Origin of the sequence: Alteriqipengyuania sp. (assembly GCF_964222115.1) — a bacterium.
GTDB lineage: Bacteria > Pseudomonadota > Alphaproteobacteria > Sphingomonadales > Sphingomonadaceae > Alteriqipengyuania.
Genome location: NZ_CAXQBM010000074.1, coordinates 1 through 12,798, shown reverse-complemented (window position 1 = coordinate 12,798; position 12,798 = coordinate 1). Strand labels below are relative to the sequence as shown.

Annotated in this window: 11 protein-coding genes; 6 read left to right on the top strand and 5 right to left on the bottom strand. The window is 63.8% G+C overall.

Going from position 1 to position 12,798, the window contains the following annotated elements:
* The 5 genes from ACEQXE_RS11730 to ACEQXE_RS11710 form a co-directional block, all read left to right on the top strand.
* Window positions 1–866, top strand: an 866-nt coding sequence (locus tag ACEQXE_RS11730; protein ID WP_370179556.1) for an amidase family protein, incomplete at its 5' end; no start/stop codon positions are given.
* A 1-nt stretch (window position 867) separates the two neighbouring features.
* Complete coding sequence (locus tag ACEQXE_RS11725) at window positions 868–1,083, top strand: hypothetical protein (RefSeq protein WP_370179554.1); 216 nt, start codon at window positions 868–870, stop codon at window positions 1,081–1,083.
* Between the two features lie 21 nt (window positions 1,084–1,104).
* Window positions 1,105–2,289 carry an acyltransferase family protein gene (locus ACEQXE_RS11720; RefSeq protein WP_370179558.1) on the top strand — a complete coding sequence of 395 codons (1,185 nt, stop codon included), beginning with the start codon at window positions 1,105–1,107 and terminating at the stop codon, window positions 2,287–2,289.
* A 20-nt stretch (window positions 2,290–2,309) separates the two neighbouring features.
* Window positions 2,310–3,809 carry an Asp-tRNA(Asn)/Glu-tRNA(Gln) amidotransferase subunit GatB gene (gene gatB / locus ACEQXE_RS11715; protein ID WP_370179552.1) on the top strand — a complete coding sequence of 500 codons (1,500 nt, stop codon included), beginning with the start codon at window positions 2,310–2,312 and terminating at the stop codon, window positions 3,807–3,809.
* A 7-nt stretch (window positions 3,810–3,816) separates the two neighbouring features.
* Window positions 3,817–4,275 (top strand): tRNA (cytidine(34)-2'-O)-methyltransferase, encoded by a 459-nt coding sequence (locus ACEQXE_RS11710; RefSeq protein WP_370179550.1) that lies wholly within the window; start codon window positions 3,817–3,819, stop codon window positions 4,273–4,275.
* Here ACEQXE_RS11710 and ACEQXE_RS11705 read toward each other — a convergent pair whose 3' ends face one another.
* The 5 genes from ACEQXE_RS11705 to ACEQXE_RS11685 all read right to left on the bottom strand — a co-directional run bounded on the left by ACEQXE_RS11705 (window position 4,276) and on the right by ACEQXE_RS11685 (window position 11,696).
* Window positions 4,276–5,037 carry an SH3 domain-containing protein gene (locus ACEQXE_RS11705; protein ID WP_370179548.1) on the bottom strand — a complete coding sequence of 254 codons (762 nt, stop codon included), beginning with the start codon at window positions 5,035–5,037 and terminating at the stop codon, window positions 4,276–4,278.
* A gap of 124 nt (window positions 5,038–5,161) precedes the next feature.
* Window positions 5,162–5,467, bottom strand: a complete 306-nt coding sequence (locus ACEQXE_RS11700) for a hypothetical protein (protein WP_370179547.1) — start codon at window positions 5,465–5,467, stop codon at window positions 5,162–5,164.
* Between the two features lie 82 nt (window positions 5,468–5,549).
* Entirely contained in the window at window positions 5,550–8,369 is a 2,820-nt protein-coding gene (locus ACEQXE_RS11695) for a M16 family metallopeptidase (RefSeq protein ID WP_370179544.1), read from the bottom strand.
* 48 nt (window positions 8,370–8,417) lie between these two features.
* Window positions 8,418–10,646, bottom strand: coding sequence for a penicillin acylase family protein (locus ACEQXE_RS11690; RefSeq protein WP_370179542.1), 2,229 nt, complete (start codon window positions 10,644–10,646; stop codon window positions 8,418–8,420).
* A gap of 21 nt (window positions 10,647–10,667) precedes the next feature.
* Window positions 10,668–11,696: a hypothetical protein gene (locus tag ACEQXE_RS11685; protein WP_370179541.1), complete on the bottom strand. Its 1,029-nt coding sequence runs from the start codon at window positions 11,694–11,696 to the stop codon at window positions 10,668–10,670.
* A 165-nt stretch (window positions 11,697–11,861) separates the two neighbouring features.
* Between ACEQXE_RS11685 and ACEQXE_RS11680 the strand changes: the two genes are divergently transcribed.
* On the top strand, window positions 11,862–12,798 hold a 937-nt coding region (locus ACEQXE_RS11680), incomplete at its 3' end, for a Clp protease N-terminal domain-containing protein (RefSeq protein WP_370179539.1).

Genomic DNA, 12,798 nt, shown 5'->3' with positions numbered 1-12,798 from the left:
GGGGCGTGGTCGCCTTCGCGTCTTCGCTCGACCAGGCGGGGCCGATGGCGCGCGACGTCACCGATTGCGCGATCATGCTCGAGGCAATGGCCGGGTTCGACCCGAAGGATTCGACCTCGCTCGACATGCCCGTGCCCGAATGGGAAGCGGGCCTGAACGCGGACCTCAAGGGCAAGAAGATCGGCATCCCGCGCGAATATCGCATGGACGGGATGGACGGCGAAATCGACGCGAGCTGGGAACGCGGCAAGGAATGGCTGCGCGATGCAGGCGCGGAAATCGTCGATATCTCGCTGCCGCACACCAAATACGCGCTCCCCGCCTATTACATCATCGCCCCGGCAGAAGCCTCGTCCAACCTCGCGCGCGATGACGGTGTGCGATACGGCCTGCGCAACCTGCCAGAGGGAAGCGGTCTGCAGGATATGTACGCCGCAACGCGCGCCGAAGGCTTCGGCGACGAGGTAAAGCGGCGTATCCTGATCGGCACCTATGTGCTCAGCGCGGGCTTCTACGACGCCTATTACACGCAGGCGCAGAAGATCCGCACGCTGGTGGCGCAGGACTTCGAGAAGGCGTGGGAGAGCTGCGACCTGATCCTGGGGCCGACCTGCCCCACCGCCGCCTTCCCGCTGGCCGAGATGAACGCCGACCCGCTGGCGATGTACCTCAACGATGTGTTCGCGGTGCCCGCCTCGCTGGCCGGTCTGCCCGCGATGAGCATGCCCGGCATGCTCAACAGCGATGGCCTGCCGCTGGGCCTGCAGATCATCGGCAAGCCCTTCGACGAGCAGGGCGTGCTCAATGCAGGCCTCGCGATCGAGCAGCGCAGCGGGTTCGATGCCGTGGCGGAGAAGTGGTGGTAGGATGCGAGGCTGCCTGAACGTACTGACCTTTCTCGTGATCCTCGCGGTGGTTGGGTTCATCATTCTCGCTGTGATCGGCTGGCTGCGAGAAGGTGGCGCCGAGACTGATAATCTTGGCGATCAGGCGAGCAGGGCTGACGGCGTGTGGTCCCTGGCTCCTGCCTTCACACTCTCGCAGGTTGCGCAATATTCGGGCACGCTTTCATCCCGGACGTGACGTTCAAAGGGGGGATAAACGATAGCCGAGGCGGCCTCATCACCGGATAAGCGAGCCCCCCGGCGCTTCGTCGCGCTGGATAGCATGCGCGGTGTCTCCGCCTGCATCATCGTGCTGCTGCATGTGTTCGGGGCGGGGTGGATCACCGGCTCCACCTTCATTGCGCGCGGCAACCTGTTCGTCGATTTCTTCTTCGTGCTCAGCGGCTTCGTGATCGCCGCCAGCTATGGCGAGCGGCTCGCGCAGGGCTTTCCCATGCGCAGCTTCGCCTTCCTGCGGCTCGGGCGGCTCTATCCGCTCCACCTTGCGATGCTGGTGGTGTTCGCGGGGCTGGTGGGCTTGCGCGAGGCAGGGGTTTTTCCCGCAGACGCGATCGCATGGCAGATGGGGTCCCACGAACCGGGCCAGTTCGTCCGTGCGCTGCTGATGGTCGAGAATTTCGCGCCCGGTACCAGCGGCTGGAACGGGCCGAGCTGGAGCATCGAGGTGGAGCTGTGGACCTACCTGATCGCCGCGCTGGCCTTTGCATGGCTCGGGCGCAGTGCAGCGATTGTCTTCGCCTTCATTGCGGCAGGGGCGGGGGGCGCGATGCTGCTCTATTACATGGGGATCAAGCCCATGCCGCTCGGCCTCAATCCCTATAACCTGCTGCGCTGCCTGTTCGCCTTTTCGCTCGGCGTGATAGCATGGGAGGGGCATCGACGGTTCACCGGGGCATGGCTGCTACCGCGCGGGCTGACGACCGTGCTTGAGCTGGGCCTTGTGCTCCTGTGCGTGCTTGCCATCACTTTTGCGCCGACCATCCCGCTGCGCACGGGCATTCCCTTCCTGTTTACGGCCTTGCTGCTGGTGCTGGCGCATGAGCGCGGTTGGGTCTCGCACCTGCTGATGCGCCGCTTTCCGGTACTGCTCGGCACGCTGTCCTATTCGATCTACATGACGCACGCTGCGGTGTTGCTGACCATTGCGATGCTGGCCGCCAATCTCGGCTGGTTCGATCCGACCATCGGCCCGGTCCCAGGTTCTCGCGGTACAGTGCTCGAAAGGATCGTCGCGGACCTTGTGGCATTCGGAATGCTCGGCGTGGTAATCCTGGTCTCTTGGTGCACCTATCGCTGGATCGAGCGCCCGGCGCGCGAATGGTCGCGCAAAATCGTCGCGCGCCGGGATGCCGCCCGCGCAGAAGCGATTGCACCAACCTTCTGAGCACGGCTAAGGGAAGCGGCATGAGCACATATCGTATCCAGGGCGCGACGGGCGAATGGGAGGTCGTGATCGGCCTCGAAGTCCACGCGCAGGTCACCTCCGCCGCCAAGCTGTTCAGCGGTGCCTCCACCGCCTTCGGGGCAGAGCCCAACACGCAGGTGTCGCTGGTCGACGCCGCGATGCCCGGCATGCTGCCCGTGCCCAACCGCGAATGCATCCGGCAGGCGGTGCGCACCGGCATGGCGATCGAGGCGCAGATCAATGCGTGGAGCCGGTTCGACCGCAAGAACTACTTCTACGCCGACTTGCCGCAGGGCTACCAGATTTCCCAGCTTTATCATCCGATTGTGGGCGAAGGCTCACTCCTGATCGAGGCGGACGAGAAGGCGGGCATCCCCGAAGACAAGGTGATCGGGATCGAGCGTATCCATGTGGAGCAGGATGCGGGCAAGCTGATGCACGACCAGCACCCGACGATGTCCTACGTCGATCTCAACCGCACGGGCATCGCGCTGATGGAAATCGTCAGCAAGCCGGACATGCGGTCTCCTGCCGAAGCAGGCGCTTACGTGCGCAAGCTCAGGTCGATCCTGCGCTATGTCGGCTCGTGCGACGGCAATATGGAAGAAGGCTCGATGCGCGCCGACGTCAACGTCTCCGTGCGCAAGCCGGGCGAGGAATTCGGCACCCGTACCGAAACCAAGAACGTCAACTCAGTGCGCTTCGTGATGCAGGTCATCGAGTACGAAGCGAACCGCCAGGTCGATGTGCTCGAGAGCGGCGGCAGCGTCGATCAGGAAACGCGCCTGTTCGATCCGGGCACCGGCACCACGCGCACGATGCGCAGCAAGGAAGACGCGCACGACTATCGCTACTTTCCCGATCCAGACCTGCTTCCGCTCGAACTCGACGATGCGTTTCTTGCGGAGTGTCGCGAGAGCTTGCCCGAACTGCCTGACGCCAAGCGTCGGCGCTACGAGGAAGAGCTGGGCCTGACGCCTTACAATGCGCGCGAACTGACCGCCGAGGTCGAGACTTTCGGCCGGTTCGAAACGCTGCTATCCGCCACGGCGGCGAAGATTGGCAAGCCCGAGAAGGCCGTGGCCACGCAGGTTGCCAACTGGGCGCTGTCGGTCGCGCCGGGCGTGATGAAGTCGCTCGGTGAGGAGGCCGACCCTGCGAACGCCACGGCAGAAGCGCAGGCCAGCATCCTCGCGATGCAGGACAAGGGCGAGATTTCGGGCGGGCAGGCCAAGGAAATCTACGAGATCGTCCTCAAGACCGGTCGTGACCCGGAAGAGATCGCCGATGCAGAGGGCCTGAAGCAGGTCAGCGATACCGGCGCAATCGAGGAAGCGATCGACGCGATCATCGCCGCCAACGAAGACAAGGTGGCCGAGTATCGCGGCGGGAAAGACAAACTGTTCGGCTTCTTCGTCGGCCAGACAATGAAGGCGATGCAGGGCAAGGCGAACCCGGCGGTGGTCAACCAGCTGTTGAAGGACAAGCTTGACGGCTGAGCGGGCCGTGACCTCCATCGTCCTCGTCCATCCGGAAATCCCGGGTAATACCGGAGCGGTGGGGCGTACGTGCGTGGCGCTCGACATGGAGCTTGTGCTGATCCACCCGCTTGGCTTCACCATCACCGATACGCGGCTGAAGCGGGCGGGGCTGGATTACTGGCAGCATATCCGGCTGGCGGAGTTTGCCAGTTGGGACGCATTTCTTGCCGAGCGCGCGCCGCGGCCCGACCAACTGTTCCTGTTCGAGGAATATGCGCAGCGCAGCTTTTACGAACCCGACTACCCGGACGACGCTTATTTGGTGTTCGGGCGCGAGACGAAGGGGCTGCCCAAAGACATCGTCGATGCCCATGCAGAGGCGCTCGTCAGCCTGCCGATGCGCAGCGACAAGGTGCGCTCGCTCAATCTTGCAAACACGGTGGCGGCTGCTGCCTATCAGGCGATCCGGCCTAGGAAGCCTTAGTCAGTCAGTGATCGTGTAGGTCGCAGTACAAGTCCAGGCGGCATCTCCCGTGCCCGTCTCCCGGCAATTCGCCCGGTTGCCGTCGGGCCGCTGCCCGACTGGCTTGCCGTGCTCGGTCTGCGCTTTCAGCGACATGCGCACAGACGCGATCACGTCTGTCGGCCCGGTCGCGCTGACTTGTACCGTTCGAGACTGCGGGGCGGGGGCCTCTGCCACATAGGGCGCGTCCGAATCCTGCGCGCCGCTGGCTTCCACATATTGGCTCGAAACCCAGCCTGTCAGGCAGGAACCGGAATAACGTTGCACCGACCCGACCGAGTTATCGAGCCCGCACTGGTCGTCCGTGGGTAGCGTGCCATCGGAGAGGTACACGATGCCATACCATGCACCTTGCCTGTCGCAGACATAGAACGGCGCGTCGTCGTCCAGCTTGTCGATCCGCTTGGCATCGGTGGTCGGCGCTTCGCGCACGGACAGGAAATCGTCCGTGCCGCCGGGCAGGTTGGCGACCCGGCCGATCCGGTCGCACGCGCTTTCGTGCGGTCCGTCGCGTCCGATCCGTACCGCCAAGGGCTTGGGCGCGACGGCAGTTTCCGGCTCTGCATCCGATGCCGCATCATCGTCATCGGTGGAGCTGGACAGGATGGTTTCGTCGGAACCGGCGGGGTTCTCTTCATCGCCGGTGCGCTGACCCATCAGGAAGGCGACGGCGCCGACCAGCAGCACGATCACGCCGATCAGGATTGCGGTTGTACGATTCACCGTGGACTCCCCTCGTCAGGCGACCTTCGCGCAAGTTCTGCACAAAATTCGCCGGTCGCCAAGCCTGTAAAAAAGGCCGCCGGATCGCTCCGACGGCCCTTCGTAATCGCATCGATCGGGTGGATCAGCCCTGGCGTTCGCCGGTCAGTGGCATGTCGCCGAAGGCGCCTGCGTTGACCTTGCCGGTCAGCTGGTCGCCATCGACCGTGGCTTCGCAGTTCAGTTCCATCGGCATCGGGACGGTCATGTTCATCTTCCAGTTCAGCTTGTTGCCGTCGATCTTGCCGTCGACCACATCCATGCTGCCCATGCCGCCCGCCATCGAGCCGGTGAAAGTGTTGCCATCATCGCCGGGAACAACGGTGAAGGTGCCCTTCTGGTCGCCCATCGGGCTCTTGGTGACGCAATCATAGGTACCTGCTACAGACATCTCGCTTCTCCTCTCGCTTGGATGAGTAGGCCGGGCAATCGCCCGTACCTACACTCGTGTCAATAACGTTACTTCGCCAACGTTACTGGGCCTCGATGGTTTCAATCGGCAAGCCCAGCTGGTCCAGTTGCGGGCGGACCTGTTCGGCATCGCCCACCACGACCCACACGAAGCGGTCTGCGCTGATCGCCGCGCGTGCTGCATCGTCCAGGCTCTGCACGGTCTGTGCGCGATAGGTGTCGGCCAGCGTCTCGTAATAGTCCATCTCGCGATCGAACAGCACGTTGCGCTGCATCGCGCCGAGCACTGCGCCGGAGGTTTCGAACTGGCCCGGCAGCTGACGGATTTCGTTATTCACGATCCGGGTCAGCTCGGCATCGGTCACTCCGCGGCTGGTTGTGAAATCCTTCACCTCGCGGATGATCTCTGCCAGCGCATCGCCCGTCCGGTCGGCCTGCACGGGGGCCTGCACGAAGTAGGCAACGGCATTCTCGTCAACCGAGGGTGCGCCGCGCACGCCATAGCTCCAGCCCTTGGTCTCGCGCAGGTTCATGTTGAGCCGCGCGAGGAAGTTGCCACCCAGCGCGTTGTTTGCATTGAGCAGGTCGTTGATCGTCTCGTCGCTTCCCGACGCCGGAGTGATCTGCCCGCCAACGATGTAGCTTTGCGGCGAGTTGGGCCGGTTGACGAGGACAACGCGCGACGAACGCGGAGCCTCGGCGAGATTGGAAAAGTCCTTCTGCCCCTTCGGCATGGTCGGCGGAGTCCAGTTGCCGAACGCCTCCTCCAGACCGGGCAGGACTTCGGCCAGCGCGAGGTTGGACACGACGAACAGCTCGGCATTGTCGGGCCGCAGCCACGTCTGCTGGAAGGCCACCAGATCGTCGCGCGTGATCGAGGTCACCGATTCCACCGTGCCCGTGCCCGATCCGCCATAGGGGTTGCTCTCCCCGTAAACGAGCGGGGTAGCGATGCGATAGGCAAGGCTGGAGGGCGAACGCAGGCTCTGCTCGATCCCCGTGATCGTCTGCGCACGTACGCGCTCCAACTCATTGGGGTCGAATGCCGGATTGCGCACGATATCCGCCATCAGGTTAAGCGAGGGCGTGAGGTTGGCGGTGAGCGCGGACAGCGTGATGTTGGACCGGTCGGAGCCGCCGCCAAAGCCGATATTCAGGCCCAACCGCTCTTTCGCCTCGGCCAGTTCGCGCGACGACATCGACGTGGTGCCTTCTTCCATCAGGCCGAGCGTGAGCGTTTCGAGCCCACGCTTGTCCACCGGATCGGCTGCCGATCCGGCATCGAAGCTGATCGACACGCGCGTGGCAGGCACTGCATCGCGCTGCGCGTAATAGACATCCATGCCGTTCGAGAGCTTGGCGCGCTCCACATCGGGGAAGTCGAGCGCGGTCAGCTGTGCGATTTCGGGTGCGGGGCGGACCTTCGTCACGGTGATTTCGTTGCTGGCGGGCTCCGCTTCGTCAGTGGTTTCCGCCGCTGCGCCGACACTTGCCGCTTCTTCGTATTCGCCTTCACGTTCGCCCGGTTCGAGCACCATGGTGAGCGAGGGACGGGTGAGCCATTTCTGCATCGCCGATTTCACGTCGCCGGGGGTCATCGTGGCCAGGATTTCCAGCTGGCGTTCGAAGAACCCCGGATCGCCGGCCAGAACTTCGCCCTGCGCCAGCGTCACGGCCTTGCCGCCGAACCCGCCGACCTGCTCCAGTCCGCGGATCGTGCCTGCAAGGCTGGAGGTTGCCGCGCGGCGAACCTCGTCTTCGTTCGGCCCTTCGGCGATGTAGGCAGCAATAATCTCGTCCAGGCGGCTTTCGACCTTCGCGGGATCGACACCGGGTTTCACGGTCACCCCGATGTTGAGGATGCCGACACGCTGGAACGCATAGTTTCCGGCGCTGACGCCCACGGCCAGCTGCTCGTCCCGCACAAGGATATTGTCGAGCCGGCTGGAGGACAGGCCACCAAGGATCTGCGCGCCAACGGTGAGCGAGGTCAGGTCACGGTCGGTGATGCCGGGAACGGAGTAGTACCGATCGATGATCGTCGCGGCGACCTTGTCCTTCATCACCTTGCGTACGTTCTCGGTCAGCACGGGTACCTCGGCCTGTGCCGGGTTGTTCACCGGGCCGCGTGCGATCGGGCCGAAATACTTCTCGACCAGCGGGCGTGCCTCGTCCGCCGAGATATCGCCTGCAAGCACCAGCGTGGCGTTGTTGGGGCCGTACTTGTCACGGAACCATCCCTGCACCGTGTCGAGCGTTGCGGCGTCGAGATCCGCCATCGAGCCGATCGTCGTGTGATCGTAGGGGTGACCATCGGGGTAGAGCGTCTCGATAATTTCGTAGAACACCAGCCCGCCCGGCTGGTTGTCTCCCTGACGCTTTTCGTTCTGGACGACGCCGCGCTGGTTATCGAGCTTCTCCTGCGTCACCGCGCCCAGCAGATAGCCCATGCGGTCGCTTTCCAGCCACAGCGCACGCTCCAGCGCGCCGGTCGGCACGGTCTGGAAGTAGTTCGTGCGGTCGAAATTGGTCGTGCCGTTGTAATCGGTCGCGCCCATTTCCTGCAGGTACTGGAAGAAATCCTCCGGCGCGTTTTCCGATCCGTTGAACATCAGGTGTTCGAACAGGTGGGCAAAACCCGTCTGCCCGTCGGGCTCGTCCTTGGCGCCGACATTGTACCACACTGCCACGCCGACGATGGGCGCCTTGCGGTCTTCGTGCACGATCACGGTCAGGCCGTTGCCGAGTTCGAATTCCTGGTAGGGAATGGCGACCTGCTCGACCAGTTCTTCGAGCGGCGCGACTTCGTGATCGTCGGCATAGGCTGGCGTGGCGAGGGCCATCGCAAGAACCGCGAGGCTGGTCATGGATGTGCGAAGCATGTGATTGTCCCTGTCAGAAAAGGATTGAAAAAGAAGTGTTTGCGCAGGCTACTGGCGCTTGCTCGAAACGGTCTGGCGAGTGACGGCATTGGTCAATGCATCATCTCGCCAGAAGTGGACCGGTTTCAAGCGGTGCTGGACGAAGAGCGTAGTCTGGTCGGCGTAATGCGGGCTGTCGGGCCGCGTAGTCGCTGCGCCGAAGGGCTGGATCGACCGCGAGGCGACCGGCTGGCCGTTCAGCCACTCGATCCACATGATGAAGCTGTCGCCGTGACGCACGGCGAGCCGCCCGTCATCCTCGACATCCCAGGTGGTCGAGGCACGCAACGTGTCCGAGCCGCCGTCCAGCGGCAGGTCGACCTCACCCTGACGCAGGCGGAGCAGTTCGCCCATCGGCGGGGTAAGGCGCCCGAAATGCGTCTGTAGGTGGTCCTTCGCCTTGGTCAGTTCCTCGACCACGTCGGGCCACGGCTTCTTGTTGTAGGCGGACGACATGAATTCGCGGATCACCAGCAGCGCGATCGAATCCGCGCGGCCGATATTGTCCGCCGAGTAATCCCATTCCAGCATCAGCGTGCGCGCCTCGGCAAGCTCGGGATGCTCGCGCGGGTCGATGGCCTCGATCTCGTCCATCATCCGCGCGACATAGCCTTCTCGGGCATAGCCTGTATCGAATTTGATCCGGGCCAGCGTGTCGCGGTCGATGACGTCCGCCTCGCTCATCAGCGACCACGCGCGGCGCCCGCGATTGGTCATCTTGAGCTCGACGCCCATTTCCGGTGCGAAATCGGCCGGGTCGAGATCGCTGCCGGGCCCGGCGGCAAGGAAGGGCGTGTTGTTCGCATTCATCACCCAGCCGCTGGCCGGATTGAAGTATTGCGGCAGGCTTTCGTAGGGCACCTTGCCGGTCCACAGCGCCTTGCTGGTATCGCCGGGCAGGACGCCGCGCCAGTCGTATCCCTTGGGCCGGTCGGGGATCGCCGCATTATAGATATAGGCAATGTTCCCTTCGGCATCGCCATAGATGAAATTGGTCGAGGGGATTTGCCCGCGTGCCATGATCTCGCGCCATTCGGCGAGGTTTTCCGACCTGTTCAGGCGGTAATAGGCGTCCAGCTGGTCGATGCTGCCGAGCGCGGCAAAGCGCACCGCGAAGGCGCCCTTGTCGTTCTTGATGACCGGGCCGTGGACGCTGCGATAGACCGTGCGGCCGACCGGCAAGGTGAAGGGCCCGACCTTGACCGGCAGGGTCACGTCGGTCGCCTCCAGGTCGCGCCATTCACCATCGAAACGATAGCGCGTGCCGCTGTCGTCAAGCACCAGCTGGTAGATGTCGATCATGTCGGGCGTGTTGACCGTATTGGTCCAGCCCAGGTTCTCGTTATGGCCGAGGAAGGGGAAGGGGCTGCCGGGGAAGTTGGCGCCTGCGAAGTGCCATCCTTCGCCGCTTTCGACGACCATCTCGTACCACGCGACCGGGCCGCGCCACGGCTGGTGCGCGTTGGAGACGAGGATCGTGGGGCCGCCTGACTTCTCGGGAGAAACCGCAAAGGCGTTAGAGCCCGCATGGCGGAAATCGTCGCGCAGCGAACCGGGCGTGGGGTCGCTCGCCCGCGCGAGTGGCTGCGCCTCGGGCTCTTCCATGATGCGCGGCCCGTCTTCGGGCGGGGCGAGGTCGCTTGCAGGAATCTGCGGGCCGTATTCGGGCGGCAGCGGCTCTCCTGCCACCAGCGGGCCTAGGAAGCGGTCGAGGCCGAAGAAGAACGGCTGGCGCAGCGCGAAGCCGGCGGCAATGTCCACCCCGTTGACGGGGAACATGTTGCCCAGCTTCACCTCGCCCGGGTTTTGCTCCGCATAGTCGTTCAGGCCGACCGCATAGGCATCGAGAAGGGCGCGCGTGTCTTCGGGCAGGCTGGCCCATTCACGCTCCGCAATGCCGCGCGCGTCGAGCAGGTGGTACACGTAATCGACCGAGGCACCGTTCTGCCCCGCGATCGCGCCGTAGCGCCCGCGGCTCATCGCGACGACATCCTGCAAGGTCGTGAAATCGTCTTCGCTATGCGCGATGGCCACGCCGTAGGCGACGTCCGGGTCGGTTGCGCCATAGATATGCGGAACGCCGAATTCGTCGCGGACGATTTCCGCCGTGTAGGTGCGATCGCCTTCGGGTGCAACGCCGTCACGCGCGAAGAAAGGCTCCCACACCATCAGGCCGATGGCTGCGATCAGCACCACCGCAACGACGAGAAAGCCAGCAATTGCCAGAACGCGTTTCATAAATCCCCACCCGTTTATCGGTCACTCGGCCGGTTGCTGTCCGGCCCTTCCATTCTCACTAGCAAGCTTTTCCGCCCAATCCGACTCAGGTCTGTCGGCAATTTCGGGGGCGAGTTTGGGCGCGAGGATCGTCGTCGCGATCAGCAGGCCCGTATTACCGATCTGCCGCAACAGCGTGGTCGCGACCAGCAGCGCCGAAAGCGAGTGTTGGTCCACGCCCATGCCGCGCGTGATCTCCATCGCCACCACCAGGAACAGCAGGTCGCGATTGGGGATCAGCGGCAATTGCTGGATCAGCATCTGCACGGTGACGAACAGCAGCCAGGTTTCCAGCGGGACGAAGGGCAACACCACGGCATACTGCAGGATCAGGAAGATATTGGTGACCGCAAGGCGCACCATGTGGATCGTGACAACGATCAGTCCTTGCACCGGGCTGACCTTGAACACCGATCGGCGGAAGATGATGATCGCCGCTGCGCCGATGATGCCCACCAGCACCATCGCCAGCATGGGGCCTTCCGTCCGCCCGATGATCCGGGCGATCAGCGCATCTTCGCCCGATAGGGCAAAGCTGGCGACCAACATGACGGTAAACACCGCCGATGCGATCCCGGCCAGGATGGTCGAATCCTTCACCCCATGAAACGCTATCTTGGCGGGCAGCTTCAGCTTCTTGCGCGCCCACATGGCGAACCAGACATCGCCCGAATAGCCCAGCACCACGAAATTGAGCGCGCGCTTTCGAAGCAGCGCGTACCACGTGGCCGTCTTGGTTCCCGGCCAGATGACCCGGAAGCCGAACTTCTCGCACAGCGGGCCGACCATGAAGCCGAGCACATAGAGGACGAAGAACATCGCCTCGTCGGGCAGCTCTCCCAACACGTCACGCAGGCCCAGGTTATAAAGCTGGCGCGCAATGACAGCGACGATCAGGGCGGTCCAAAGCCAGCCAATCGTCCTGCGGTGTTTTTCGAGGAAGGCGGGAACCTGCCTGACCCAATGCATCACGTGGCACGGCTCCGAATAGCAGGGGCGGGACGTGCGCATTTCGCGCCCGATTGTCAATGGTATGAGTGAGGTGGCCCCGATGCTGGTCGTTCGTCCCGCCGGGATATGCAAAGGTCGACCAGGCAGGCAAATTTTCACACCCGCCCCTTACGTGACGGTCGGGTAACACTATCTCGGTGGCAAGTTGGAACCAGGGGACCGCAGATGAACCTCGAAAATTTCACCGATCGCGCAAAGGGCTTTCTGCAAGCCGCGCAAACCACCGCAATCCGCCTCAACCACCAGCGGATTACGCCGTTGCATATCCTCAAGGTGCTGCTGGACGACAGCGAAGGCATGGCGGCCGGGCTGGTCAAGCGTGCCGGCGGCGATCCGCTGAAGGCCGAACAGCGGGTCGATGACGAGCTGGGCCGTATCCCGGCGGTGACCGGCGGCGGTGCGCAGGCGAGCCCCGGCCTCGATAATGATGCGGTGCGCGTGCTCGATTCAGCGCAGCAGATTGCCGAGAAATCGGGCGACAGCTTCGTCACCGTCGAGCGCATGCTGGTCGCGCTGGCGCTTGCTTCGAACAGCAAGACGGGCGCCGTGCTGGCCGATGCCGGGTGCGATGCGAAGGCGCTGGAGCAGGCCATCGGCGAGCTGCGCGGCGGACGCACGGCAGACAGCGCCAATGCCGAACAGGCGTATGATGCGATGCAGCGCTATGCCCGTGACCTGACGCAGGCGGCGCGCGATGGGAAGCTCGATCCGGTGATCGGGCGCGACGAGGAGATCCGCCGTACCGTGCAGATCCTCGCCCGGCGGACGAAGAACAACCCCGCGCTCATCGGCGAACCGGGCACCGGCAAGACCGCTATTGCCGAGGGCCTCGCGCTGCGGATTGCCAATGGCGACGTGCCCGACAGCCTGAAGAACCGCACGCTGATGGCGCTCGACATGGGCGCGCTGATCGCGGGCGCGAAATATCGTGGCGAGTTCGAGGAGCGGCTCAAGGCCGTGCTCGACGAGGTGAAGGGCTCCGACGGGCAGATCATCCTGTTCATTGACGAGATGCACACGCTGATCGGCGCCGGCGCGTCCGAAGGCAGCATGGATGCTTCGAACCTCCTGAAGCCAGCGCTGAGCCGCGGCGAACTGCACT

Bases quoted from the DNA above. Each gene is read 5' to 3' on its own strand.
- ACEQXE_RS11725 (WP_370179554.1), top strand. From the start codon at position 868: ATGCGAGGCTGCCTGAACGTACTGACCTTTCTCGTGATCCTCGCGGTG.
- gatB (WP_370179552.1), top strand. From the start codon at position 2,310: ATGAGCACATATCGTATCCAGGGCGCGACGGGCGAATGGGAGGTCGTG.
- ACEQXE_RS11700 (WP_370179547.1), bottom strand. From the start codon at position 5,467: ATGTCTGTAGCAGGTACCTATGATTGCGTCACCAAGAGCCCGATGGGC.
- ACEQXE_RS11695 (WP_370179544.1), bottom strand. From the start codon at position 8,369: ATGCTTCGCACATCCATGACCAGCCTCGCGGTTCTTGCGATGGCCCTC.
- ACEQXE_RS11690 (WP_370179542.1), bottom strand. From the start codon at position 10,646: ATGAAACGCGTTCTGGCAATTGCTGGCTTTCTCGTCGTTGCGGTGGTG.
- ACEQXE_RS11685 (WP_370179541.1), bottom strand. From the start codon at position 11,696: ATGCGCACGTCCCGCCCCTGCTATTCGGAGCCGTGCCACGTGATGCAT.